We start from the raw sequence: 25881 nt of genomic DNA, 5'->3' as shown, positions 1-25881 counted from the left end.
GCAGTCGCCCTGTAACCTCTACTGCCCCTAAAAAAGTCTTTTTCATCCCCATCTAAACCACCAACTCTGTTTTGGTATACCAAAAAACTGGTATTCAAAACGATTATTGTGGTGATTTTAAAAAGTCAAGAGGTTTTATGATGAATAATCTAATCTTTTATGACATTTGCATTTCAATTAAACTTAGCTTGATTCAAACAGAAAATCGTCCAAAAAAACCTTACATAATTTGTAAGGTTAGCTTGATGACATTGGGCTCAGCTTCCTCCCCGGCGAATCTTGTGTCTGCAGCGCAATGGAACGAACTTGTTTTTTAGCCTAACTGAATTTAGATATATTCGTCTTTTTGGATGATTTCTTTAATTATGTCCCAGCCTCTTTATTTTATATATTGGTTAATTCTTAATTAATATTTCATTTTCCTTTTTTTGTTTATCACAATTTCTTGCAATGCTTCGTATCATTTTATTTAAGAACTCACGATCTTTAGATAACCATTTCTCTTCATTTAATCCTTCAGAAATATAGAATGAAAACTCCCAGACACTTTCTTTAATATATTTCGAATTACCTTGGCAAATAAACGCCAATGCTTTTAAAACAGCAGCCATCACAGATACATCTTCTTTAGCATAATATCGAATTTGGTAAAAGCATTCATATAAATAATCATTAAAGGAAGGCTTTTCAAAAATCACCCTAAGTTGATGATGTTTGTCAAAGTGGAAAGGTGTTGCTAAATGTTTTTTACCAAGAAGAGATAGGATTTTTGCTAAATGATTTATACTATTTATTGCTGTATAAGGATCATTTATACCTGGAGAAACTGCTCTTAATGCAATTTCAACTAATTTTTGTAACCCAAAGTTAACGTCTTGAACGGGTTCCTGGTCAGAAGAAATGGTCATAAACGATAAATATTTATTTATTTTTTTAAAATCTTGAAGATTCCATATCGAAAAAATCGTTGTATCTTCATCAACATACTTCCCTAAGCTTTGTTCAATTCTTACGATTGAATTATCTCTTGTCGCTTGAATGATTATTTTTTCTAATTCGATAAATTCTATATAACCTGAGCGTTTACTTTTTAATTCAAAAGGTTGGATCGTTTTGATCTCTTCAAATTCCCAATCTTCCCAAGGAGAATCAGCTACAAAATCCTGTTCATCAATAAAATGCTTATGAATGGAGGAAATTGTTTTTGAAGTAATATTAAAGATTAAATTACTAACTTTAATCCATGTTGTTACATGATGAATGAAAAAAACAAACATCCCTAAGCAAATAATTGATACAATGATCGCAAGAGTAGGTACAATAAATAGTGTACTTATATCATTTTTACGAAGTAAGAGTAATAAAATAACTGTATAAATAAATCCTCCAATAAATATACCTAAAACTCTTTGTGTGTGGTGATCTGTAATGAAATTCTGAAGTGTTCTAGGTGAAAATTGCGATAGATATGTTGTTAAAACAACAAGAATCGAAGAAAAAGTTATGGTTGTCATCGTTAACAATGATGTAGATAAAGAACTTAATATGGTTTGAGCAAGATCCATATCTGACAAAAAAACTTCTGGAATGAAAGCGTAATAGGAATGTCTAGCTAAATAACGGTCCAGAAACATGCTGAAAATGGCTAAAATAAACGCAACTACACCGTAAACAGTCGGTAAATACCAGAAACTAGTTCGTATACGAATAATTAATTGCTGTATTGACATAAACAAACACTCCTAATGACAATTCCATTGCAAATCAGTATGTTTCGTGATATATTTTTTAAGTTGAAAATTTAATAGGTATTCCGTACTCATAATATTTTTTATGAGTGAAACGGGAGAGGTTCTAGCACAACCCTCTATAAAAAACTATGATCTTATCTTTGATATGATTTTTTTTATGATAAATGCTGGACACCTCGGATGATTTTCGAAGGTGTTTTTTTATTGTTTTTACTATTTTTTAAACTGCTTTGTGGCCTCAAAAGCTGAGTGCAAGGCTCTATTCTAAATAGGAATTCGCTAGTAACAAGATCTAACAAAACAGAAAAAGAATTTTTATTACCATAAAATTATATTTAATAGGTTGCGTAATAGCCTTTCTGTTATGCATATATAGGTGAAAAGGGGACGTTTGTTAATGAAAAATGAAAAAGCAGTTGTTGTTTTTAGTGGAGGTCAAGATAGTACAACTTGTTTATTTTGGGCACTAAAGCAGTTTAAAGAAGTTGTAGCTGTGACATTTAATTATAATCAGCGTCACAGTTTAGAAATTGAAGTAGCTGAATCGATTACAAATGAATTAAATATTCAGCATCATGTGTTAGATATGTCACTTTTAAATCAACTAGCTCCTAATGCTTTAACAAGAGCGGATATTAAAATTGAACAAAAAGATGGAGAACTTCCTTCTACTTTTGTTCCTGGTCGGAACTTGTTGTTTTTGTCATTTGCAACAATTTTAGCGAATCAAATTGGTGCCAAACATATAGTAACAGGAGTTTGTGAAACAGATTTTAGTGGGTATCCAGATTGTCGAGATGCGTTTGTCAAATCATGTAATGTTACGTTAAATCTTGCTTTAGATAAACCATTTGTTATTCATACTCCATTAATGTGGATAAATAAAGCAGAAACATGGAAGCTTGCTGATGATCTTGGCGTTCTTGAATTTGTTCAAGAAAAAACATTAACATGCTACAACGGTATCATAGCAGAAGGTTGTGGGGAATGTCCTGCATGTGATTTAAGAAAAAAAGGTCTTAATGACTATCTTCGAGAAAAAGGTGTTGACGCAAAATGATTCAACAAATCTATCCACAAGTTCAACATGATTATCAATTTGAATTAAATAAGGATATGCACATTTCTGCAGCTCACTATATCCCACATGAAGATGCAGGGAAATGTCAGAAAGTTCATGGCCATACGTATTTTGTCAATGTCACAATTGCAGGTGATGAATTAGACGATTCAGGCTTCTTAGTGAATTTTGCTTCTTTAAAGAAACTGATTCATCATCTTTTTGATCATTCAATTCTTAATGATCATAAAGATCTTTTTTCAGAAAATGACCCAAATTACTTTCCTACAACTGAAGGAATAGCACGTGCAATATGGGAATTGGTCCAAAGAGATCTTGATACAAAAGAGAACAAGCCAACATGTGTTCAAGTTTTTGTAAGAGAGACACCAACTAGCTATGTTGTGTTCCGTCCTAAGAAAAAGGAGGGACAGGAGTGAAAAGAATTCCTGTGTTAGAAATATTTGGACCGACAATTCAAGGAGAGGGAATGGTCATAGGTCAAAAAACAATGTTTGTTCGAACAGCCGGCTGTGATTATTCATGCAGTTGGTGTGACTCCGCATTCACTTGGGATGGCTCGGCAAAAGAAGATATTAGACAACTAACAGCTGAGGAGATATGGTCAGAGCTTTTTGAACTTGGTGAAGATCGCTTTTCACATGTAACAATTTCTGGAGGAAATCCTGCGCTTTTAACAAACCTTCACGAGTTTGTTTCACTATTAAAGCAAAATGGTAAAAAAATAGCGATAGAAACACAAGGAAGTAAATACCAAGATTGGTTAAAAGATATAGATGATTTAACGATCTCTCCTAAACCACCAAGCTCAGGAATGATCACAAATTTTGAAAAATTAGATGAAATCATTGAGAAAGTGGTAGTGGACAGTCAGAATTCAATTAGTTTAAAAGTTGTGGTTTTTGATTTAACAGACCTTTCTTACGCAAAAAAAGTTCACCTCCGTTATCCATCCATACCATTTTATTTACAAGTAGGAAATGAAGATGTGTATGAGCTTGATACAAATCAGCTTGTTACAACATTGCTTGAGAAATATGAATGGCTTATTGATCAAGTAATTGATGATAAAGATTTGAACGATGTACGAGTATTACCACAGCTTCATACTTTGGTTTGGGGTAATAAACGAGGCGTATAAAACAGAAGCTGATTTTCATTGACATTTTAAATTACTGTTAAGCAAAATGTTGACTTGCAACAAGATATTGATTTTCAGGAGCAATCTAAACACATTTATATTTGGCTATGTTAAAGTTTATGATTGATTTTTAGCACTTGGTTGATTGGAGTGAAAGGCATGAGACTCCTGCTTAGAGAAGCGTGTCGAAGGGAGACCCCACAGGCGCTTGCGCCGAGGAGGCTTCCGGACCTAGGAAAAAACGAACTGCATTTTTTCCCGCGGAAAGCGAATGCCTGTAACGGAAATCAACCACAAAGTTTAACAGAGCCTTATGTTTTAGTAGAGTTTTATGTAAAGTAGAAAGCTACAACTTTTATAAACTATCAGCTTATGTAAACGATATAAGAAAAGAGGAAAGAACATGTCAGGAAGAAAAGATGAAGAACTAAAAGACGTAACACTTCTAGGAAATCAAGGAACAAACTACTTATTTGAATATTCACCACAAATATTAGAATCATTTGATAATAAACATCCTAATCGCGATTATTTTGTAAAATTTAATTGCCCAGAATTTACTAGCCTATGCCCAAAAACAGGTCAACCAGATTTTGCGACAATATATATTAGCTATATACCAGATGTTAAAATGGTTGAAAGTAAGTCGTTAAAATTATACTTGTTCAGTTTTAGAAATCATGGAGATTTTCACGAAGACTGTATGAATATCATTATGAACGATTTAATTGAATTAATGGATCCTCGTTATATTGAAGTATGGGGTAAATTTACTCCACGTGGAGGAATTTCTATTGATCCTTACACTAATTATGGAAAACCGGGAACTAAATATGAGGAAATGGCGAATTATCGTTTAATGAATCATGATTTATATCCCGAGACGATTGATAATCGCTAAGATAAAAAAGAATGAGGCTAGAACATAAGTATTTAAGTTAATGATAAACTCGAATTATTAGGTGATATTTCAAATAAACATTCGCCTAATCGTTCGGGTTTTTATTTGCCGTCTTCAATAGTTTTGGTGTTTTTGCATACTATTTTTAGGAACTAGTAGAATGGAGCGGAGACACTAGGGCACCTATTTATGTATGTTAGTTTGCTCTATAAAATGATTAGTAGATTATATGATTGACTGTGTTAATAGAGTGAAAAATCATTAGTGGTCCTCAAATTGATGAAAAGCCATTTATGATCTGTTTGAGACAATTAATTATCGAATTAAGATAAAAATTAATTTCAGTAATGATTTTAGCTTCAATAGAAATTTGTACATATCCAACTTAATATGATACAACCAATAAAGAGCTAATTATAGGAGGCTATGGTAATGGATGAAATTAAAGAGTTACTAACAAAAGCATTAAAAGACGTTAAACAACTAAAAAAGGGCAAAGTTTTCAGTGTTAAAGCACACTTAAAAGGCACAGATGATTATATAAACCTTTATGCAAATGATGCTGTAGTTGCCGTTTACGATGCTGATGATCAAGATTTAAATATAATCAACTATGACTATAAGAAAGAAGTTAAATACTTTGGTGAGTGCCTTGAAGAAGCTGGCATGGAAGTTTACATAGATGAAGGATTAATGAATTAACACTTCTTATAAAGTGCTGTAAGCTTTTCTTCCCAGTAATCTAAAAGCATATACATTCCTCACTCGTAGGTTATAGAAGAGATGTTTGTCAAAGCTAAGCAAGATGCTAGTATGATTATGTGTAAATATAAACATACTAGCAAGAAATTCATTAAAACCTTGTCGCGCTTAGATAACCTGTTTTGTTAATTTTTCAAATAGAGAAAAAAGTAATAGATCAGACAATATAAAAACACGAAGATATTTTTCTTCGTGTTTTATTTGTTATATTAAGAGAAAGCTTCTTTAACAATTTTATAGTTTTTGTGATTAACAACTGTGCGTCTATCAAGATCTAAGTCTCTGAAGTTTTCCATGTATGTTAAATCAACAATAACAGAATTTTCATTTACTTTTTCAACAACACCTGATAAACCGTCTCTAAATTCAATGATACTTCCAACTTTAGCGATCTTCATTGCCTCGCTCCTTTACATATTCATTCTACGATAAAATTCTTTCGTTTTATAGAAATCATACTAAGTGTTTATTGGCTTTTGAGCCCTGTTTCACTACTAATTTTGTTGTCTTAAAAACTCTATTAGCATTATTTAACACTATTTCTGTATGTAAGTAAAGCCTTTCATTTAAATTTGAGGAAAAAATTACAGATCATGGGATTTAGCATTATATCTTCAGGATATGGTCCGCTTATTCTGGATGATTTTCTCTTAAAAAAGATATGTATAATTATTAATGAATACGTTATCATTGTATGGCCCCAGGCTGAAAAATACAAGGTGTTTGTGGTATATTTAAAAAACACTTTCGTATTGGGGAGCGGTAATAATGGTTAAAACAGGTTTAGTATTAGAAGGCGGCGGTATGAGAGGTATTTATACGGCTGGCGTATTAGAATATTTTATGAAAAAGAATTTGTATTTCCCTTACGTAATAGGTGTGTCAGCTGGAGCATGTTTTGGGGCGTCATATCTTTCACGACAAAAAGGAAGAAATAAAACCGTGAATATTGGTTATGTAACACATCCAGAATATTTATCCTATAGAAACTTTGTAAAGAGAAGAGAATTATTTGGAATGGATTTTCTTTTCGATGAAATACCTAATCAACTTGTTCCATATGATTTTCAAACATTTTATGCTTGTACTGAAGAGTTTGTTATAACGACTACAGATTGTCAGACTGGTTTACCAGTTTATTATAAGAAAGCAGATTATGTGGATGATATATTGACGGTCATTAGAGCCTCAAGTTCATTGCCATTTATTTCACCAATGGTTGATTTTGGAGGTAAGCTTCTATTAGATGGTGGTATTGCAGATTCTATACCAATCAAAAAAGCAGAGCAAGATGGTTTTAAGACTAATGTTGTGATTTTGACAAAAGATGATTCATATTCAAAGAAAAAATCAAATATTAAATGGCTTTTAAATAGATCATACAGCAAGTATCCAAAGCTAGTTGAAGCAGTTTTATCAAGATATGAAAGGTATAACGAAACCATACAGTATATTAAGGAACAAGAACAAAGGGGAAATGTTTTTGTGCTTCGTCCTAGTGAAAAGCTTAAGGTAGGTAGAATTGAAAGAAATCCGAAAAAACTTGAGCAATTATATGCGTTAGGGATGAATGATGCAAGAAGAGAATTCAACAAGTTAGAAATGTGGTTAAAAGAATGTCATAACTAGCAATATATTAAGATAATAATGGTTTGTTTAATAGATATGAATTTAGGGAAACACTATAATAGTAGACTAAATTCAGGAGCGTGATATAAATGAACGTATTAATTATTGGAGCAAATGGACATACTGGTAGACATATTATTCATCAAATAAATCAAGAAGAAGAACATAAATCAATTGCAATGATTAGAGATGAAAATCAAGCTAAACGCTTGATGGAGCTGGGTGCTAATGACTACGTGATTGGTGATTTAGAGGGGAATATTGAACACGTTTTAGAAGATGTAGAAGCAGTTATTTTTGCAGCTGGTTCTGGATCAAGTACAGGACCGGACAAAACAACAGCAATCGATCAAGAAGGTGCTAAAAGGATTATTGATGAAGCAAAAAAACATTCAATTAAACATTTCGTTATGTTAAGTTCTGTAGGAGCGGATGTACCAGAAATGGCACCTGATAATATGAAGCACTATCTTACTGCAAAAGCCAATGCAGATGAACATTTAAGAAGATCAGGTCTTACTTATACAATTGTCAGACCAACTAGTTTATCAGATGATGATAGTAATTTAAAAATTAAAGCTAACGCCTCTTTAGATGATAAAAGCAAAACAATTCCGCGTAAAGCTGTAGCTAGTGTTCTTATAAAAAGTTTGACATTGATGGAAACAAAAAATGAGACTTTTGAAATTACAGAAGGTGAAAAAGAAACCGTTGAAGCACTGAAATATATTCATTAATCGGAGCCTGTAATATTAATCAGTAACTAATTATAATAGCGATTTCTAATTAAGGCTCTTTTCTGAAAGATTGTTGTGTAATTTGACCTAATTTTAGAGTGGAAACATTGTTGTTACAGCAAAATAGGTACTATCTTATGAAGAAAAGATGCCACTATGCTTGCTATAGTGCTGTTTTCTTGGAGTTGTTAAACCAACAAAGTTTATGAAATCAGTCTTAATTAAAGAATAGGTACTGTTTTCACTTAGAGATTTAACATATAAAAAATAATAGACATATCAAATAGGTATAAGTACAATTTGTATATACATGTGTATTTTTGAAAAGTGAGGAAAAGGAAATGGATGAACAAACGATAAATGAACGATTAGATCAATTGAAAAGTGGCGAGTTGAACGAATATCATGTAGCAAAAGAACAATTTCTTTCTTTTCGTACAGTGATTGTTAATCGAGATGATTTTAAGCATTTTCGTGGAATCGCACAACAAGGTGGAAGTATTATTTATCGTTATTTGCAAGAGCCAAGAAGCTAATATAAGACTTCTTGGCTTTTTTATGTTGGATTTTTTCTAAAAATTTGTTAATAATTGACGTCATTATCTTTTAAAATCAGTGTTTGTTGCTTAAAAGGTGTGATCACTAAAAGAAAAGATGTCACTAGACTTTATAAAGAGTTGTTTTCATCAGGATTCTAAAAACAACAAAGGTATAGAAAAAGCCTTTATATTTAATCAAACTCTCTAAAAGGACAATCATGTAAATATATAATCCTCTTAGTTTTCATTCGAATGAATCGGCGATATCTTCAGTATAACAATCATTCTATCAGTATGAAATTTCCTTATAAAGTACTTAGTTTCTCTTTTTTGTCCGTCAATTTAATTAAATCTATTGGTTTATCTACCATATATTGAGGGCTGTATTAGAGTTATAAACCTGTTAATCTTGTTTTTGTAGCAAGAAGCAAGATTAAAACTATTAAGAAATTATGGGAGGTTACGCATTTATGAAAACATTTATTGTGAAACTTGTTGCTGTTTCAACATTAGCTTTATCGCTCGTTGCGATTTCTACACCTCAAACGAAAGCTAATGCTGCAACAACACATCAAGTACAATCAGGTGATACATTTTGGTTAATTGGTAAAAAACATGGTGTTTCAGTAAATAGCTTAATGTCAGCTAATAAAAAGTCTTCAACTGTTTTATTCGTTGGTGAAAAACTTGTTATTCCCCAAACTATTTCGACAGCAGAAATGGATTTATTAGCAAGACTTGTTCATGCTGAAGCTAAAGGTGAACCGTATGCAGGTAAAGTGGCTGTAGCAACCGTTGTATTGAATCGTGTGGATAGTTCATTATTCCCTAATAGTGTTAAAGAAGTGATCTATCAAAAGGATCAAGGCTATTTTGCATTTTCACCAGTGAAAAACGGTACAATTAATCAGTCAGCGGATCAAATGGCTAAATCGGCAGTAAAGGAAGCTTTAGCATTTCGTGGCATGGGTAAAGGTTCGCTTTACTTCTATAACCCTCAAACAGCAAAAAGTACTTGGATTACATCTCGTGAAGTAACAACAGTTATAGGAAATCACCGTTTTGCTAAATAAATGTTAAGAAAGCGTAGGCTGAATAATAAATTCAGTTTTACGCTTTTTTTTGTTACGTCTATCAATCTAGTAACGCGGAATCCTATTTATTCATATTGTTATCACTAACATTAGCAAACAGAATGAAGTACATATTTTACAGGGAAAAAGAAAATGATTTTCACAATATAAAGCTAATTCTATTATAAAAATTGGTGCATAATTCCATACATTGATGGCACTCTATAAAAAAGACTTTTTTTTGAAGCTGAGGTGTGCCTAATGGATAAAATGAGATATGAAAGTGGAAAAGAAAAGCCTTCGTTAGTCCAGCTTATTGCCCGATTCAGAACTTCATCAGATTTTTTACAATACGAAGCAGAAACAAATGAAGTGAAATATTGGATTTCTTATATTAGAACTCTAGTTGATATGCAAACATTGCAACAAAGCATAATGCCGATTGTAAAAAGTGATACATGGAAAACACTAGAAGAGCTTAAAAAGTTAATACCAATTGAAAATATTATTGTAACAATAGATACCGATGTGATTAAAGAAAAACTTCTTGAAGGATATGTTCTTGTCAGTTTAACTGAATATGGACTTCCTAGTGCTTTGATCAAGGCAACTTTAAACAAGGCACGTGATGTTTCACTACCAGAAGTAGAATTTAGTGTAGTGGGACCTAAGGAGGCTTTTGTAGAATCAATAGAATCGAATATTAATTTAATAAGAAAAAGAATTAATAATGAGAACTTGAGGATTTTTGAGATGAATGTTGGTGACCTTTCTAAAACTAAGGTTGCCGTGTTGTATGTTGAGGGGATATGTGATGAAGAAAATGTCCATACAGTTATTCAAAGAATTAAAGATATTCAATTTGATCAAATAAGTGATAGCTCATTTATATCACAGATGATTTCTGACAATCATAACTCACCGTTTCCACAATTATTAGATACTGAAAGACCAGATCGAGTATCTTCAATATTAGCTGAAGGAAAAGTTAGCATAATAGTTGATGGATCTCCACATGTTTTAGTTGGTCCTACAACGTTAATCGAATTCTTCTCTGCTTTTGATGATTACTTTTATAACTGGATAAATGCATCTTTTTTTCGGTTAGTTCGTTTATTTGCCGTTTCTTTTTCTATATTAGTTACACCAATCTATGTTGCGACATTAACTTATCATTATGAATTAATTCCAAACGATTTGCTAAATACTCTTATTTCATCAAGAAGAGAAGTTCCGTTACCTCCCATATTAGAGGCTTTGTTTTTAGAACTGACAATTGAATTATTACGAGAAGCTGGAGCTAGATTACCTACAAAGGTTGGTCAAACAATTGGTATCGTTGGAGGTATTGTTATCGGAACAGCTTCAGTTGAGGCCGGGTTAACCAGTAATATTTTGCTAATTATTGTCGCACTATCAGCTCTAGCATCATTTACAACTCCAATTTATGCAATGGGTAATACGATTCGAATGTTAAGATTTCCGTTTTTACTTTTTGCAGAGTGGCTGGGATTATTAGGGATTGTATTATGCTTTTGTTTTTTAATCACACATTTACTAAGGTTAACTTCACTTGGAAGACCTTTTTTAGAACCGATTTACCCTCCAAGGACTGTTGATATGAAAGATGCAATAATAAGATTACCATTTTCAGTTTTGTCAAATAGACCAAAGCAATTACGCACAAATAAGCCAAAGCGATTTTCTTTAGCTAATGCAAAAAAGAATAAAGATATAGATGAATGATTGAGGTGATGTAACGATGATTAAGATCGCAGAAAGATTCAAAGTGTCTCATTTCTTAGTTTTTTACTTAATTCATTCACTTCAATATGGAGTAGGTGTATTAGGATTTCAAAGAATTATTGCTGATAAATCAGGAAGAGACGCTTGGATTGCTGTTATTTTATCAGGAATCGTCGTTCATATCTCATTATGGATGATTTATAAAATTTTGAAGGATTCTAATGGAAACATAATGACTGTTCATAAAGCAGTATTTGGAAAATGGATAGGGAACACATTAAGTGCATTGCTTGCTTGTTATTTTTTATTGGTAGCAATTACAGTTTTAAGAACGTACATTGAAATCATCGAGGTATGGATGTTTCCTGATTTAAATGTGTGGCTTTTTACATTTGTGTTTCTTTTATTAGTTTACTATATCATAAGAGGTGGCTTTAGAGTTGTTACTGGAATTAGTTTCTTTGGTATCATACTACCTATTTATTTATTCCTTACTTTTTTATTTCCATTACAGTTTTCTGATCTACGTAATCTTTTACCAGTGTTTAATCATTCTGTAAAGGACTTACTCGTTTCAACAAAAAGTATGTCGTTAACGGTTATTGGTTTCGAAGCATTATTAGTTTTTTATCCATTTATAAAAAATGCTGATAAATCAAAGAAATGGGCACATTTAGCAGTAGCAACTAGTACAGTTGTTTATACTTTTATTATGATTATCACACTTGTTTATTTCAGTGAGGAACAATTACAGAAAAATGTATGGGCTACATTAACGATGTGGAAAATTGTTGAGATGCCATTTGTCGAACGATTTGAATATGTAGGAATAGCAAATTGGTGTTTAATTATCCTTCCGAATGTATGCTTAACCATCTGGTGTGCTAGTCGATGTTTAAAGGATTCATTTAAATTCAAGCAAAAATATACATTGATAGTTATTTTACTTATTACTTACTTTGCAAATTCCCTTTCAAGAACAAGAGACGAAATTAGTTTAATGAACGATATTATCGGACAGTTAGGGTTTTACATACTGATTGCCTACATACCAATGCTATTCTTGATTACGATCATTAATCGTAAAGTAAAGGAGAACAAAGCATGAAAAGGTATATTTCAATTACAATGATATTATTGTTTTTGACAGGGTGTGTTGAGAAGGAAATATTAGATGATGTAAACCTTGTCACAAGCATCGGTTTTGATTTAACAGAAAAAGAAATGATTAGAGGATCAGCAGTAATCAATACATATATTAAAGATCAACCTGTCAATGATTATGTTATTACTGATGATTCTACTCTTAGTAGAGATATTCTAGATAAATTACAAAAACAATCTCCAGATCCATTAGTTTTGGGAAAAATTGAAATAGTATTATTTGGAGAAGATATGGCTAAAAAAGGTATTAGTGACTTAGTCGATACTTTACAGCGTGATGCTTCTATTGGTGAGAGGTTACTGCTAGCTGTTTCAAAAGGTGATGCAAAATCGGTTTTAGAATCAGACTTTGCTAATCAAGGTGCTTCAAGTTTTATGTCAAATTTGATTCTGCATAATAAGTTAAATCGTGATTTACCTAGAACAAACTTACATCTTTTTTTGTATCAATTTTATTCTAAAGGTCATGATCCTTTTCTTCCTATTATAAAGAAAAATGAACAAACAGGTGGAGTAGAAATCGATGGTTTGGCGCTTTTTGATGAAAAAAAGGTTGTAGGTACCATTTCAAATGAGAAGTTATTATTTTTTAAGGCTTTAGCTGATCAATATACAAAAGGGGTATACACTCTAGATCTACCAGAATCTGATGAGTCAGCAGGTATTAAAAGTATTGCTTCATCGAGAAAAGTGAAACTTTTGTCCTTGGAACCTCTTAAAGTAGAAGTAAAAGTGAAATTAGAAGGGTATATTCATGAATATACAGGTAAGAGGATTACACCAGAAGTGACAAAAGAAGTTGAAAAGGTGTTTGAGGAGAAATTGAAAACCGAAATAAATTCTCTTTTTGCTTATTTTAAGGAGTTGAGAATTGATCCCATTGGAATTGGCGATCAAATTAGATCTCAGTCTAGAGAATTTAAAATTAATGAATGGCGTGACAAAATTCCAGAGTTACTTGTTGAAGTGAAACCAGAGGTTATTATATCAGAATCAGGTGTTATAGAATAATAAAATGAAACTAATTCTTAAATTTTTAAAGGAATTTCCTTTAGCTTGTTTTATTCTTGTGTTTGATCTCATATTGTTTAATTATGGACTAGTTTAATATGAGGGGACGACATCATGAATACATTTGTTAAAGGAACATTAATACTTGTTGTGGCAGCTTTTTTCGGAGAATGTCTCGAGTTTTTTATTAATATTATTTTAGCAAGAGAGCTAGGTGAGGAAGGCATGGGCTTGTATATGTCCATTCTTCCGATTGTGTTTTTTATTGTAATCATTGCCAGCTTAGAATTACCCATATCAATCTCTAAATTTATTGCGGAAAAGCAGCGAGAAACACACTACCATATGCTAAAACATACGATCTTACTTACACTACTTTTTACCATTGGTTTTATCATAGCAGCGGTTCTTGTGTTACCAAATCTTCCTGTTTTTCATGGTTATCATCCATATGTTAAGTGGCTTGTTGTGCTCTTAATTCCTATTGTTTCCTTCTCATCGATAGCGAGAGGATATTTTATGGGTGTTCAACATATGGGGAAAATCGCTATTTCTAATTTCCTGAAAAAAGTCGTTCAACTTATCATTTTATTTTGGGTATTTCAAACATTTCAATTCGATTTAGAAAAAGCTTTAATGATATCATTAGCTACTTTAATTGGTAGTGAGTTAATTGTTAGTGCTTATTTAATCACTGTATATATGATCGAATACCAGGTTTTAAGCAAGGAAAAAAACCAACCTATTAAAGGAAGAAGAGTACGAAAAGCTCTTTTTTCTGTTTCCTTTCCAACGACTGGGCTAAGGTTATTTCATTCGCTTACACATGCTATTCAACCTTTTTTAGTGAAATGGGCATTAATAGCTGCAGGTTTTTCAAGTGTCATGGCTACAGAGCACTATGGAATGTTAGCTGGTGTTGCTATGTCGATCGGTTTTTTTCCTGCATTTATTGGTCACGCCTTAATGATTATGTTAATCCCGAATGTTTCAGAGGCCTATGCCAATCATGATAATAAAAAGCTAGTTCGTTTACTAAAACAAGCGATGGTTATTACATTTTTTTATGGAACGATTTCAGTTTTTATTATGTATATTTACGCAGATCCATTAACTCATTTATTTTTCCATTCTTCATCAGCATCTTTTTATTTAAAATTGTTATGGCCATATTTTCTTTTCCATTTTTTTATTATTCCAATGCAAGCTTACCTAATCGGACTAGGACTAGTAAAAGACGCACTGTTTCATACGATTTGGTCACATGCTATTTCATTTGGAATGATGTATGTTCTCGGATCAATGGAAATGCTAAATATGAAGGGTATTATTCTAGGAATGAATATGGGGGCTGTCCTTCTTATGATGATGCATTATGTAACGATATGTAAGAAATTAGATGTTAGTGTGTATTTTATGAAAAGGAGAATTACATATTAAAACAGCTATAAGTGAGTTTGTAATCTAAAAAAGGATCAGACAATCCCTAGTTTAATATCACTAATTTCTAGACAATCAGGGAAAACTTGATTGTTTTTTTTGCTCTCTTCTTTTAATGTTGCTACTCTTGCTAGAAATTTTGGATATACCTTAATTTTTATCTCAATATTTTTTTAATTGAATAATTATAATTTTAGGTGGGAATAGTAAATTATCGAATAATATAGAGGGTGAATATATTAATGAAAAGAAAAACTTTTTTTATAGTACTTATCATTCTTATAAGCACAGCTTACCATAGTGAGCTTATGGCAATTGAAAACAATGAAAATATAGAGAAGGAAAAAGCACCCGAATTTTCAATATCTACATTATCAGGTGAAACGATAAGTTTATCTGATTTTAAAGGAGATTTAATCATACTAAACTTTTGGACAACCTGGTGTACATATTGCCAAGAAGAGATGGCCGAATTAAATAAATTCTCAAAAGAAAATAACTCAAGTAATGTACATCTTATAGGTATTAATGTCACATCCTCAGAGCAAAGTGAAAAATCAGTAGAACAATTTATCAAACACTTTGACGTTCCATTTCCAATTGGTCTTGATGAGTCAGGTAAAATAGCCAAGAAATATAAATTAATAGGGATACCAACAACACTAATTATTGATGAAAACGGAATGATTCAAAATAAAATAATGGGACCAGTTACATCAGAGATGTTAAATGAAATCATAGCATCTAATTAAATCTGGAAGAAAAAGTTAACTTCTATTTATTTGTAATATTTTCGAAGGGAAAATAGTTAGGCTGAGACATAAGTATTAAAGCTAATGATAAACCCGAATTTTTAGGTGAGATATCAATTAATCATTCGCCTAATAGTTCGGGTTTTTATTTGCTGTGATCAATAGATTTTTGATTTTGCATACTATTTCTAAACTAGTGGAATGTAGCGGAAGACACTCGGCCACCTACTTAGAATTGAGGAAAGGCTGAGACCCCGCAGGTATGCCGAGGAGGCTCAGCTTCCTCCCCGTGGAAAGCGAGTGTCTGCAGCGCAATGGAACGAACTTGTTTCTTTCAGCTTAACTGAATTTAGATTTATTCGTCTTTTTGTATAACCTCTTTAATTATGTGCCAGCCTCTTCTTTTATTTGGAGTAAACGACGTGAAAAAAATAATATTAAAGTCTAAATATTGTTGTTGAGAACGCTTATCGTTATCAATAATAATTATTAAATAGTAATTATATTAATTTAATCTTGCTATAGTATTGGTATTTGTTTATAATAATTATTATTAAGGGTATATATACGATATATTGATATTTCAACATTTTAGCGATAAAAAAACAAATGAGTATGAATTTTATTCTCAATTAGAGGAGTGGATAACTTGGAAGTTAATAGTGTAGAGAAAATTACTGATGTGAATATATCTCAGCAAAATCCTTTCATGATAAAATGTTTGGAGCAAATTGAATTAATAAATGCAACTATAGCTGGAATACTTATTGGATTTGGTTGGTTTTATAATTTTCATGGAAATGAGACAGTTGCTATTCCTTTATTCATTTTAGCTTTTGTTATTGGTGGCTATGCAAAGGCAAAGGAAGGAATTCAGGAAACAATTGCTGAAAAAAAATTAAATGTAGAATTATTAATGGTTTTTGCTGCTGTCGGTTCTGCAATCATCGGCTACTGGGAAGAGGGAGCTATACTTATTTTTATTTTTGCATTAAGTGGGGCACTAGAAACTTATACGATGAACAAAAGTCAACGTGAGATTTTAGCGTTAATGAGTTTACAACCTGAAGAAGCAATGATCCTTGTGAATGGAAAAGAAAGTAAAGTTCACGTCTCAGCTTTGAATATAGGTGATACGATTTTAGTGAAGCCTGGTGAAAGAATTCCGACTGATGGTGTTGTATTATCGGGAAAAACAAATATTGATCAATCAGCTATTACCGGTGAATCAATGCCTGTAGAAAAAAATACAAGTGATGAGGTTTTTGCTGGTACTGTAAATGGAAATGGTTCAATTACCATCTCAGTAATGAAAAAGAGTACTGAAACAATGTTTCATAAAATATTGGAGTTGGTTCAAACAGCTCAATCTGAAAAATCCCCATCACAGCAATTTATTGAAAAATTTGAAGGTACTTATGTAAAAGGTGTATTAGCACTAGTGGGATTAATGATGATTGTTCCTCATTTTGCGTTAGGTTGGAATTGGAATGAGTCGATTTATCGAGCACTAGTATTAATGGTTGTGGCATCTCCTTGTGCATTAGTTGCTTCAATCATGCCTGCAACATTATCTGCAATTTCGAATGGAGCAAAAAGTGGATTATTATTCAAAGGTGGTATTCATCTAGAAAAACTAAATAAGACTGATGTCGTAGTATTCGATAAAACTGGAACACTTACAAAAGGTGAACCAACTGTAACAGATATTATAACGTTAGAAACAATTGATCAAGATGAATTTTATAAATCAGTTTTATCAATCGAGAATCAATCAACACATCCATTAGCCAAAGCAATTGTAGCTAAAATATACGAAGATTTTCCTGCACGTACTGCAGAAATGACCTCGGTTGAGGAAAAATCAGGCTTTGGTGTTAGTGCAGTAATTGAAAATATTTCTTGGAAGATTGGGAAAGCAGATTTTGTAGGAAGTGTAATTGCTAAGGATTTTCATGATGGAGTAAGTGAGAAGCTTGCATTAGAAGGAAAAACAATTGTATATGTCATTAGAGAAAAAGAGATTGTAGGATTAATAGCTTTAAAGGATGTTGTGAGACAAGAAGCAAAAGAAGTCATCGGAAAATTAAGAGAACAAGGGATAAAAACAGTAATGCTTACTGGAGATAGCAATTCGACAGCGGAAGTAATTGCTAAAGAATTAAATATAGATCAATTTAAAGGTGAATGTTTACCAGAGGAAAAAGTAAATGAGATAAAAAAATTGAAAAAGAAATTTGGCACAGTTACAATGATTGGTGATGGAATTAATGATGCTCCAGCTCTTGCTACATCTGATGTTGGAATTGCAATGGGTGAAGGAACGGATGTTGCATTAGAAACGGCAGATATTATATTAATGAAAAATGAATTACTGAAGTTAACTAATGCTGTTGCGCTTTCAAATAAAATGAATCGAATTATTAAACAAAATATTGTTTTTTCTTTGTCAGTGATTGCACTTTTAATCTGTTCCAACTTTTTTCAAGTGCTCGATCTTCCGTTAGGTGTAATAGGTCATGAAGGAAGTACGATATTAGTTATATTAAATGGCTTACGCTTATTAAAAGGAAATGAAGAAATTTAACTTTAGAAAGACAAAAAAAGGAAAAATCGAATTTATAACAAACGAGTTTTCCTTTTTTAAATTTACCATTATCTTATGCCTCCATTAAAAAACCATGTTAAAATGGATGTTTTGTTGAGAATGATATTCCATTATTAACATTATTTGATAGTCTTATAATATAGGGTTATTTGTAGGAGGATTTGTTACATCTTCTTCATCAGGCCGTTTGCTCACAATAATATAGGAAACGACAAAACAACAAAATCCTAAAATCCATCCACAAATTGTACTATAATAAAATAAATCAATGAATAGCATACCAATAAATGGTGCTAATGCTCCTATTAAACAAAGAATGGCAACTAGATGACGTCTTACCAATTGAAGCAAAATGACCAACTCCTTAGTAGGAAGAAAGATATATATACATAGTAAACAGTATACAAGAAAAAATATTGAAAAGTATCATAAAAAATATTAAATAAATATTACAAATGACGAAAGTGGTCTTAATGGTAAGTCCTACCTTTCCAGCTATATCCTTTCTTTGTTAACGATGTGATCATCGAGGTAACTAATAGTGAGATGAATGTACAAGAGATGAGTGGCATTGATAAGCCAAGAGTAAGTTTTTGTTTTGTTTGCCAATCAATAAAGCATTTTTGTAACACGATTATAAAGTAAGGACAAAATAAGAGCAAATTAATATTTTGTAATAAAAAGAGTCGTGTTAATCCGAATAATAATATAATCCCGGGTAGGATATAAAACAATAAATAAAACAAAGTAAGTAGTATAGCTAAAAATACTGATCGTCCAATTCCTACAAAAATGTTCTTCTTAAATCCATCCCAAACCTCTTTATTGCTCGTGTACATATAGCATGTTACAAATGATGTAATGTTACTTAATAAAACTTTTTGGTCATGTTGTTTCATTAATCTAGTAAGATGTACATCATCAAGTAGTGATTTTTTAATCTTCTCATGTCCACCTATTTTCAAATAGGAATCCTTTTCAAATAACATAAATGATCCATGAGCTGCTGAAGCTGAGGTTAATTTCGTGTAATTAGCAAAAAATAATGGTAAGTGAAAGTAGATCAAAAAATGTTGCATGGGAACAAGCCATTTTTCTAATAAGTGTGTTACTGGAAATCTTGGAAATCCTGTTAGGAGTTTTCCAGACTTGCTTTCAAGAAAATGTACAGCTGTTTGGAGGGTATTTTTATGCAACCGAATATCAGCGTCTAAAAATAGTAGAAGCTCACCTTTGGCTTGTTTACTTAGTTGATGACATGCATGAACTTTACCGGCCCATCCTTCTGGTAAAACTTTTCCTTCTATTAGTTTAAAGCGAGGATCGTTTTCGATAGATGATAAAATATATGTTTTAGTTAAATCTGTTGATTGATCATTCAGTAGTAAGACTTCAAAGTTTTTATAGTTTAATTTACTTAAAGAGTCGATTAAAGGTTTTATGTTTCTTTCTTCATTTCTTACAGGTATTAGTATTGACACAAGTCTACTAGAATTTGATGAAATACCGTCTTTTAGCTTTGGCATAAAAAGAGAGTTAATAATGGTCCAGATGAAAAAAATCAACAATGTCAAATTGTAAATTAGCATAGTAAGAGCCCCCGGAAAAATCTTGATCTCCACTCATTTTACATCTTTTCCCGGTAAATTCACATGAAAAAGACTCTTTCCTTTGTGAAACTATAGATCAATGGTGTGTAAGCTTTCATTAGGGAACCCGCTTTATCTGTGAAAGTTCTGTGGGAACTCATATTGTGATATTCCCATAGCTGTTTAGTAATACTTAAAATCAACATAAAAAGATGTGAGACAAAGCCCTTTTGTAAACATAGTATTTTGCAAAACTAGGTTCTTTCTTTTTTTCAGCAGTTATATAAGCTAATAGTGACAATCTTTCAATAAAGTTGATTAAAAAGAAATGGAAAAACAGAAAAAGTCATATCAAAGAAAGAGAACGAGTAAAGTAACGATGTTACCCGATTTCTCTTTTGAATTTAAAATCTTGTTTCAATATTAAATCGGCAGTTAATTGTCCGGAAAGTATTACCATCGGAACTCCACCACCAGGATGTGTAGATCCTCCTACAAAGAATAAATTTTGTAAAACTGTACTTTTGCTCGGGATTTTAAAACCGCCATTCTTTTTTCGATCTGTTGTCACACCGTAGATTGATCCACCGTTTGCACCATATAACTCCTCGAGGTTATTAGGAGTAATTGTATATGTAAATTCAATATTATCTTTTAAATGATCCATACCCATTCTTTCAAGTTTATCTAAAATAACTTCAGTGTATGCATGTTTTTTATTAACCCAAGTTTCACCTTTTTTTAAAGCAGGGACATGTGTTAAAACAAATAGGTTTTCTTTTCCTTTTGGTGCTTGTGTGGAATCAGATTTTGAAGATATTCCAACATATATCGTCGGATCTTCAGAGATTTTACCTTTATTAAAAATTTGATCAAATTCCTTTTCAGGTGAAGAAGAAAAGAAAAAGTTATGATGTGCTAGATTTTCGTATGTTTTTTTCACACCTAGTAATAATATAAGTCCTGATGTAGTTGGTGGAAACTTTTCTAATTCTTGTTTTGCATAAGGGGGCAAAGAATGATCTTTAAGTAATGTGTTGTATGTAGGAATTGCTTCTAAATTTGAAATGACGATATCTGCATCAATCATTCTACCGTTTTCTATTTCTACTCCTGTCGCTTTCGAGCCATTTGTAATGATTTTCTTTACATTTGTATTAAGATGAACATTTACTTGCAATTCATGAAGTAATCTAGACATGGAGTCCGCAATTTTATACATTCCACCTTCTACGTAATAAATGCCTAGGCCCAGTTGTACATGTACTAGCTGTGATAAAACAGCAGGTGCAGCATATGGGGAAGAACCAACATTCATTGATAAAAAGTTAAATAATTGCTGAATTTTTTTATCCTTAAAGAATTTTTTTGTTCCTTGATTCATTGTTTTCAACAGATCCAACGATAAAAGCTCTTTCACACTATGCATTGATCGTAAATCCTGTATTCCTGAAAGGCTTTTTTTATAAACGCTTTTTAGGCTATTTTCATACATTTTGCTACAGTAGCTTAAGTAATTAAATAATTCACTAGCATCTTCTTTTGAAACAGCTTCTAACTGTCTTAGTAATTCAGCTAAATCACTAGTTAATTCAATGGTTGATCCATCTTCAAAAAACGTTTTCCATTGCGGTTCAATTCGTTTAATCGTGAAATAATCTGATGTTTTTCTATTAGCATTTTGGAATAATTGTTCTAATACCCAAGGCATCGTTAAAATGGAAGGACCTGTGTCAAAACTATACCCCTTACCCCCGCATTTGTTTAATTTGCCACCGAGACGCTCACCTTTTTCTAAAATGGTCACATCATAATTGTCTGTTGTAAGTCTAATTGCAGCTGACATACCTCCTAATCCACCACCAATTATGACCACTTTCTTTTTCATACCATTAACCTCCTACCAAAGTAATTTACGAACACCTTATCAACTTTTTATTTTGCCCATTCTTGTTGAATTCAAACAAAGTAGGAATTTCTTCTAGTTTTTTCTACAACGGTTGTGAAATGTTGAAATTTATTTTTGTACGATTAGTTTTAGTGAAATGTTAGAATCCCGCTTATTAAAAACTCATTTAAACGGTACAATTACATGATGATTACAGTCTGAATTGTACTTTTTTGAGACGATTGCTATGATAATAGAAGGAATATAGAAAGGTAGTGAAAAGATGAATCATCGATTAACAAAAATGAAAAACTGGATGCAAAAACAAGAAATAGATATGTGTTTTATCCAAACGAAAGAGAATGTATTTTATTTAACAAACTTTTACACAGATCCCCATGAAAGATTAATGGGACTTTTTCTTTTTAAAAACACTAATCCGATATTTGTTTGTCCTAAAATGGAGGTAAATCAAGCAAGGTCTGCGGGGTGGACACATGACATAATTTCATATAGTGATCATGAAAATCCATGGAATTTAATAAATGAAACATTACATGAATTAAATGTAAAATCGATAAAAAAAATAGCAATTGAAAAAGAAGAAATCTCTTATGGTCGAGTAGAATCCCTTCAACAAGTAGTACCAGGTGCTATTATTGTATCTGCAGAAGAAGCATTAAATAATTTACGAGTCCTTAAAGATAACGAAGAAATTAAGATTTTACGTGAAGCAGCTAAACTTGCAGATTATGGAGTAAAAGTAGGAATTGATGCTTTAATAGATGGAATAACAGAGATGGAAGTTTTAGCAACAATAGAATATGAACTAAAGAAAAAGGGAATTAGAGAAATGTCGTTTTCTACGATGGTTTTATTTGGTGAAAAATCTGGAGATCCCCATGGAAATCCAGGGTTAAGAAAATTAGCTGAAGGTGATTTTGTCCTTTTTGATTTGGGTGTTGTTTTAGAAGGGTATTGCTCAGATATTACTCGAACCCTTGTTTATAAATCATTTAATAATAAGCAAAAAGACATATATGAAACGGTTTTAAAAGCTCAATTAGCTGCATTAGAGGCAAGTAAGCCAGGTGTAAGGATTGGTGACTTAGATAGAATTGCTAGACAGGTTATAACAGATGGAGGATTCGGTGAGTATTTTCCCCATCGTCTTGGGCATGGATTAGGAATAAACGTACATGAATTCCCTTCAATGAGTCACATTAATGATGATATCTTAAGAGAAGGTATGGTCTATACAATTGAACCAGGGATCTATATGCCGTCAATAGGTGGAGTTAGAATAGAAGATGATGTTTTAATAACGAAAGATGGTCATGAAATTCTAACAAAAACTTCAAAGGAATTCACTGTTGTTTCATAATGAAGGGAACTAAGGTTTACTACAAGAGAACGTGGTACATACTTTTAAATTTAACTGTTTTACTATCTTTGCTTACTAGTTGTTCACAAGAAAATAATCATGGTAATTTTATAGTAGCAAATGTGAATAGAGTTGTTGATGGAGATACAGTAAATGTGAGTATAGATGGAAGAGAGGAAACTGTTCGTCTATTACTTATTGACACTCCTGAGACTGTGCACCCCTCTAAACCAATTGAACCATTTGGTCCAGAAGCAAGTCATTTTATGAAAGAACTGTTAACTGAAAAAGAAATTAATCTGGAGCTTGATGTTGGCGAAAGAGATAAGTATGGAAGATTACTTGCATATCTTTATATTAATGAAAAAATGGTCAACAAAATGCTATTAGAAAAAGGTCTGGCAAGAGTAGCATATGTTTATGAACCGAATACAAAATATGTGGATGAATTCTACGAAATACAAAAAAAGGCACAAAAACAAGAATTAGGAATTTGGAGTATTGAGAACTATGCTACAGATAACAGTTTTTATAATGAAGAGAATACAAAAGAGAAAGAAGATTTGGCTAATTCTGAAGGTTGTACGATAAAAGGAAATATTAACTCAAAAGGAGAAAAAATTTATCATACTGAATCATCTCCTTCATATAAAGTGACTAAACCTGAAAAAATATTTTGTACAAAAGAGGAAGCAGAAACTGCTGGTTTCAGGGCGGTAAAAAAATAGAAAAAGTGACTCATGGGTACACGTTTCTATACACTCTGTGGCAATAAATCCCAAGAATAACAAAGGATGTCTGGATTGTTATAGAGGTGTTTAGAGTACTCATAAGTCACTTTAATATATAATAAACATATTTTTAAGGCTATTTTCGTAAACTTTGTTGCTTTTAGTGTTATGAAGAGAACAGCACTATATAAAGTCTAGTGGCATCTTTTCTTCTTAAAATAGTACTTACATTGTTACTAACAGGATATTAGGTTAAACAGCAAAAATTGTTCAGAAAAGAGCCATTTTTAAAGAGAAATTGCTCTTGTATCAGTAGGAAGAAGGACCGGCTCAGGACTAGGTTTACCAATATAATAGCCTTGAGCTAAAGAAACATTGATGCTTTTTAAAAATTCATATTCTTCTTTTTGTTCAATTCCTTCAGCTAAAACAGTAATATTTAATTCTTTAGAAAGGTGAATAACATTTTGTAAAAATACTTGGTTTTCTTTATTAATGTGACACTCTTGAATATACTGTCTATCAATCTTAATATAATCTGGTCTCAATTTTGATAGCATATCTAAAGTAGAATATCCTGCTCCAACATCATCTAGAGCTACCTTCATGCCGTGATTTCGATAGGTTTCTAATATAGATTTTAAATGTTCAATATTATGAATTTTTTCTGTTTCTACTACTTCGAAAACAAGATCACTTGGATCGACATTATACTTTTCTACTATTTCAAAGGTGTGTTTTAAACAGTGCTGTGGATTATAAATTGTTGATGGTAAAAAATTTATAAAACTTTTAACACCAGATGGAATTTTGTTATATCTTGCTTTTATTGCAACCTCACGCGCTTTTTTATCTAATATAGAGTGCATTTCTGTTTTTCTAGCTACTTCGAAAAGTTGACTAGGATAAAATGATTGGTCTTTGGATCTTAATAAGGATTCATAACCAAATAGCTCTCCATTTTGCATTGAAACGATGGGTTGAATGAAGCTAATAAAGTCCCCATCTTTGATAAGATTCACATAATTTTCGTGAATGGTATGTTCATATAATGTCTTAAATGAATATGTTTCAAATGGGCTTGGTTGTAGGGTAAGATGAATTGCTCCTTTTATTCCATTAATATCCCCGAGTTCTGTATTAATAAATGAAAGATATTCTCTTAATTCAGCTTTTGTTTCGTAGGATATACGGAAGTGGGAAGAGCTTATTTCTTGAAAATATAATTTTAGTAAAACCTCTTTTAGCTTCTCATCACCATGATGGTATATTGAAAAGTACCCTTGTTTATGTATAGTAAGAGGTTGAAAACAAGATCTACATAATTCGTCCAATCTTATCCCTCATTCCTTAATATTTGTATAAAATTTATTTTATCAGAGATTATACAAAAGTTAAACAAAAATGACTTTTTTTACGTGAGATTGTTATATCAGTGTAGCTTTTTGTATGTTAGTACAAATGAAATAACAAGTGATTGGTTGTACATTATCTAGGTTATATTATAGCTCAAGATTAATTTTTAGCACTTTATCGATTGTAGTAAAAGGCATGAAAATCGTGTTTAGAGAAGCGTGTCAAAGGGAAGCCCCACAGGTTTGCAACATACGAAATGACACCCGGACCTAGGAAGAATTGACCTTTGAAAAAGCAGGTAGTTAGGATTTTTCATTATTCTTCTTTAGGAAAAAGGGTCTTATTTTTCCCTAGGAAGAATTGACCTTTGAAAAAGCAGGTAGTTAGGATTTTTCATTATTCTTCTTTAGGAAAAAGGGTCTTATTTTTCCCTAGGAAGAATTGTCCTTTGAAAAAGCCGGTAGTTGGGATTTTTTCATTATTCTTCGACTAGGAAAAAATAAGCTAAATTATAACTCTGGAAAAATAATATCTATAACCCAAATCAACAACAAATTTTCACATCGTCATTTCTTTTTCAAAAAGTTTTTATCCTTTT

General features: G+C 31.8%; 23 protein-coding genes. 17 read left to right on the top strand and 6 right to left on the bottom strand.

What is annotated here, in order from left to right; translation table 11 throughout:
• Nucleotides 1-395 precede the first annotated feature (395 nt).
• On the bottom strand, nucleotides 396-1730 hold the full coding sequence (locus LC076_RS03345) for a DUF2254 domain-containing protein (protein WP_226666131.1): 1335 nt from the start codon (nucleotides 1728-1730) through the stop codon (nucleotides 396-398).
• 418 nt (nucleotides 1731-2148) lie between these two features.
• Between LC076_RS03345 and queC the strand changes: the two genes are divergently transcribed.
• From queC to LC076_RS03320, 5 genes are all read left to right on the top strand, one after another.
• Complete coding sequence (queC, locus tag LC076_RS03340; RefSeq protein ID WP_226666129.1) at nucleotides 2149-2811, top strand: 7-cyano-7-deazaguanine synthase QueC; 663 nt, start codon at nucleotides 2149-2151, stop codon at nucleotides 2809-2811.
• Nucleotides 2808-3251, top strand: a complete 444-nt coding sequence (gene queD, locus LC076_RS03335; protein ID WP_226666127.1) for a 6-carboxytetrahydropterin synthase QueD — start codon at nucleotides 2808-2810, stop codon at nucleotides 3249-3251. Before queC ends, queD begins: the two co-directional genes overlap by 4 nt.
• Nucleotides 3248-3973: a 7-carboxy-7-deazaguanine synthase QueE gene (gene queE, locus LC076_RS03330; RefSeq protein WP_226666124.1), complete on the top strand. Its 726-nt coding sequence runs from the start codon at nucleotides 3248-3250 to the stop codon at nucleotides 3971-3973. Before queD ends, queE begins: the two co-directional genes overlap by 4 nt.
• Before the next feature lie 403 nt (nucleotides 3974-4376).
• On the top strand, nucleotides 4377-4874 hold the full coding sequence (gene queF / locus LC076_RS03325) for a preQ(1) synthase (RefSeq protein WP_226666123.1): 498 nt from the start codon (nucleotides 4377-4379) through the stop codon (nucleotides 4872-4874).
• A 432-nt stretch (nucleotides 4875-5306) separates the two neighbouring features.
• Nucleotides 5307-5576: a hypothetical protein gene (locus tag LC076_RS03320; protein WP_226666121.1), complete on the top strand. Its 270-nt coding sequence runs from the start codon at nucleotides 5307-5309 to the stop codon at nucleotides 5574-5576.
• Between the two features lie 269 nt (nucleotides 5577-5845).
• Here the strand turns inward: LC076_RS03320 and LC076_RS03315 are convergent, their stop codons facing one another.
• Nucleotides 5846-6034 (bottom strand): YkvS family protein, encoded by a 189-nt coding sequence (locus tag LC076_RS03315; RefSeq protein WP_226666120.1) that lies wholly within the window; start codon nucleotides 6032-6034, stop codon nucleotides 5846-5848.
• A 367-nt stretch (nucleotides 6035-6401) separates the two neighbouring features.
• Here LC076_RS03315 and LC076_RS03310 point away from each other — a divergent pair, with 367 nt between their 5' ends.
• The 10 genes from LC076_RS03310 (at nucleotide 6402) to LC076_RS03265 (ending at nucleotide 18314) form a co-directional block, all read left to right on the top strand.
• The gene (locus LC076_RS03310) at nucleotides 6402-7265 is read left to right on the top strand and encodes a patatin family protein (protein WP_226666187.1); all 864 of its coding nucleotides are present in this window, start codon (nucleotides 6402-6404) and stop codon (nucleotides 7263-7265) included.
• Between the two features lie 89 nt (nucleotides 7266-7354).
• Nucleotides 7355-8002, top strand: coding sequence for an SDR family oxidoreductase (locus LC076_RS03305; protein ID WP_226666119.1), 648 nt, complete (start codon nucleotides 7355-7357; stop codon nucleotides 8000-8002).
• Between the two features lie 341 nt (nucleotides 8003-8343).
• Nucleotides 8344-8538, top strand: a complete 195-nt coding sequence (locus tag LC076_RS03300; protein ID WP_226666117.1) for a hypothetical protein — start codon at nucleotides 8344-8346, stop codon at nucleotides 8536-8538.
• Nucleotides 8539-9011: 473 nt separating this feature from the next.
• Entirely contained in the window at nucleotides 9012-9614 is a 603-nt protein-coding gene (locus LC076_RS03295) for a cell wall hydrolase (RefSeq protein ID WP_226666116.1), read from the top strand.
• A gap of 270 nt (nucleotides 9615-9884) precedes the next feature.
• Nucleotides 9885-11360: a spore germination protein gene (locus LC076_RS03290; RefSeq protein ID WP_226666185.1), complete on the top strand. Its 1476-nt coding sequence runs from the start codon at nucleotides 9885-9887 to the stop codon at nucleotides 11358-11360.
• A gap of 16 nt (nucleotides 11361-11376) precedes the next feature.
• Nucleotides 11377-12468, top strand: a complete 1092-nt coding sequence (locus tag LC076_RS03285) for a GerAB/ArcD/ProY family transporter (RefSeq protein ID WP_226666114.1) — start codon at nucleotides 11377-11379, stop codon at nucleotides 12466-12468.
• The gene (locus tag LC076_RS03280; protein WP_226666112.1) at nucleotides 12465-13535 is read left to right on the top strand and encodes a Ger(x)C family spore germination protein; all 1071 of its coding nucleotides are present in this window, start codon (nucleotides 12465-12467) and stop codon (nucleotides 13533-13535) included. Before LC076_RS03285 ends, LC076_RS03280 begins: the two co-directional genes overlap by 4 nt.
• Before the next feature lie 114 nt (nucleotides 13536-13649).
• The gene (locus LC076_RS03275; RefSeq protein WP_226666111.1) at nucleotides 13650-14975 is read left to right on the top strand and encodes a polysaccharide biosynthesis protein; all 1326 of its coding nucleotides are present in this window, start codon (nucleotides 13650-13652) and stop codon (nucleotides 14973-14975) included.
• A gap of 242 nt (nucleotides 14976-15217) precedes the next feature.
• Nucleotides 15218-15727 (top strand): TlpA family protein disulfide reductase, encoded by a 510-nt coding sequence (locus LC076_RS03270; RefSeq protein ID WP_226666110.1) that lies wholly within the window; start codon nucleotides 15218-15220, stop codon nucleotides 15725-15727.
• A gap of 709 nt (nucleotides 15728-16436) precedes the next feature.
• Nucleotides 16437-18314 carry a heavy metal translocating P-type ATPase gene (locus LC076_RS03265; RefSeq protein WP_226666184.1) on the top strand — a complete coding sequence of 626 codons (1878 nt, stop codon included), beginning with the start codon at nucleotides 16437-16439 and terminating at the stop codon, nucleotides 18312-18314.
• Between the two features lie 153 nt (nucleotides 18315-18467).
• Here the strand turns inward: LC076_RS03265 and LC076_RS03260 are convergent, their stop codons facing one another.
• The 3 genes from LC076_RS03260 to LC076_RS03250 form a co-directional block, all read right to left on the bottom strand.
• Nucleotides 18468-18686, bottom strand: coding sequence for a hypothetical protein (locus tag LC076_RS03260; RefSeq protein WP_226666109.1), 219 nt, complete (start codon nucleotides 18684-18686; stop codon nucleotides 18468-18470).
• 119 nt (nucleotides 18687-18805) lie between these two features.
• Nucleotides 18806-19924, bottom strand: a complete 1119-nt coding sequence (locus tag LC076_RS03255; RefSeq protein ID WP_226666108.1) for a glycosyltransferase — start codon at nucleotides 19922-19924, stop codon at nucleotides 18806-18808.
• A 382-nt stretch (nucleotides 19925-20306) separates the two neighbouring features.
• Nucleotides 20307-21812 carry a phytoene desaturase family protein gene (locus tag LC076_RS03250; protein WP_226666107.1) on the bottom strand — a complete coding sequence of 502 codons (1506 nt, stop codon included), beginning with the start codon at nucleotides 21810-21812 and terminating at the stop codon, nucleotides 20307-20309.
• 283 nt (nucleotides 21813-22095) lie between these two features.
• Here LC076_RS03250 and LC076_RS03245 point away from each other — a divergent pair, with 283 nt between their 5' ends.
• Nucleotides 22096-23196 carry a M24 family metallopeptidase gene (locus tag LC076_RS03245; RefSeq protein ID WP_226666106.1) on the top strand — a complete coding sequence of 367 codons (1101 nt, stop codon included), beginning with the start codon at nucleotides 22096-22098 and terminating at the stop codon, nucleotides 23194-23196.
• Complete coding sequence (locus tag LC076_RS03240; RefSeq protein WP_226666104.1) at nucleotides 23196-23924, top strand: thermonuclease family protein; 729 nt, start codon at nucleotides 23196-23198, stop codon at nucleotides 23922-23924. Before LC076_RS03245 ends, LC076_RS03240 begins: the two co-directional genes overlap by 1 nt.
• Before the next feature lie 290 nt (nucleotides 23925-24214).
• On the opposite strand, the gene LC076_RS03235 is transcribed toward LC076_RS03240, so the two are convergent.
• On the bottom strand, nucleotides 24215-25261 hold the full coding sequence (locus tag LC076_RS03235) for an EAL domain-containing protein (RefSeq protein ID WP_226666102.1): 1047 nt from the start codon (nucleotides 25259-25261) through the stop codon (nucleotides 24215-24217).
• Between the last annotated feature and the right edge of the window lie 620 nt (nucleotides 25262-25881).

Source organism: Metabacillus litoralis (assembly GCF_020524045.1).
Taxonomy (GTDB): domain Bacteria; phylum Bacillota; class Bacilli; order Bacillales; family Bacillaceae; genus Metabacillus; species Metabacillus litoralis_C.
The sequence above is the reverse complement of the archived record's forward strand: the minus strand, read 5'-3'. Positions and strand labels throughout refer to the sequence as shown.

What these genes read in the sequence shown, in the direction of transcription:
- LC076_RS03255 (WP_226666108.1), bottom strand. Translation starts at nt 19,924, where the DNA reads ATGCTAATTTACAATTTGACATTGTTGATTTTTTTCATCTGGACCATT.
- LC076_RS03305 (WP_226666119.1), top strand. Translation starts at nt 7,355, where the DNA reads ATGAACGTATTAATTATTGGAGCAAATGGACATACTGGTAGACATATT.
- LC076_RS03285 (WP_226666114.1), top strand. Translation starts at nt 11,377, where the DNA reads ATGATTAAGATCGCAGAAAGATTCAAAGTGTCTCATTTCTTAGTTTTT.
- LC076_RS03265 (WP_226666184.1), top strand. Translation starts at nt 16,437, where the DNA reads ATGATAAAATGTTTGGAGCAAATTGAATTAATAAATGCAACTATAGCT.
- LC076_RS03240 (WP_226666104.1), top strand. Translation starts at nt 23,196, where the DNA reads ATGAAGGGAACTAAGGTTTACTACAAGAGAACGTGGTACATACTTTTA.
- queD (WP_226666127.1), top strand. Translation starts at nt 2,808, where the DNA reads ATGATTCAACAAATCTATCCACAAGTTCAACATGATTATCAATTTGAA.
- LC076_RS03320 (WP_226666121.1), top strand. Translation starts at nt 5,307, where the DNA reads ATGGATGAAATTAAAGAGTTACTAACAAAAGCATTAAAAGACGTTAAA.
- queF (WP_226666123.1), top strand. Translation starts at nt 4,377, where the DNA reads ATGTCAGGAAGAAAAGATGAAGAACTAAAAGACGTAACACTTCTAGGA.
- LC076_RS03270 (WP_226666110.1), top strand. Translation starts at nt 15,218, where the DNA reads ATGAAAAGAAAAACTTTTTTTATAGTACTTATCATTCTTATAAGCACA.
- queC (WP_226666129.1), top strand. Translation starts at nt 2,149, where the DNA reads ATGAAAAATGAAAAAGCAGTTGTTGTTTTTAGTGGAGGTCAAGATAGT.
- LC076_RS03345 (WP_226666131.1), bottom strand. Translation starts at nt 1,730, where the DNA reads ATGTCAATACAGCAATTAATTATTCGTATACGAACTAGTTTCTGGTAT.
- LC076_RS03280 (WP_226666112.1), top strand. Translation starts at nt 12,465, where the DNA reads ATGAAAAGGTATATTTCAATTACAATGATATTATTGTTTTTGACAGGG.
- LC076_RS03295 (WP_226666116.1), top strand. Translation starts at nt 9,012, where the DNA reads ATGAAAACATTTATTGTGAAACTTGTTGCTGTTTCAACATTAGCTTTA.
- LC076_RS03250 (WP_226666107.1), bottom strand. Translation starts at nt 21,812, where the DNA reads ATGAAAAAGAAAGTGGTCATAATTGGTGGTGGATTAGGAGGTATGTCA.
- LC076_RS03300 (WP_226666117.1), top strand. Translation starts at nt 8,344, where the DNA reads ATGGATGAACAAACGATAAATGAACGATTAGATCAATTGAAAAGTGGC.
- LC076_RS03315 (WP_226666120.1), bottom strand. Translation starts at nt 6,034, where the DNA reads ATGAAGATCGCTAAAGTTGGAAGTATCATTGAATTTAGAGACGGTTTA.
- LC076_RS03275 (WP_226666111.1), top strand. Translation starts at nt 13,650, where the DNA reads ATGAATACATTTGTTAAAGGAACATTAATACTTGTTGTGGCAGCTTTT.
- LC076_RS03245 (WP_226666106.1), top strand. Translation starts at nt 22,096, where the DNA reads ATGAATCATCGATTAACAAAAATGAAAAACTGGATGCAAAAACAAGAA.
- LC076_RS03290 (WP_226666185.1), top strand. Translation starts at nt 9,885, where the DNA reads ATGAGATATGAAAGTGGAAAAGAAAAGCCTTCGTTAGTCCAGCTTATT.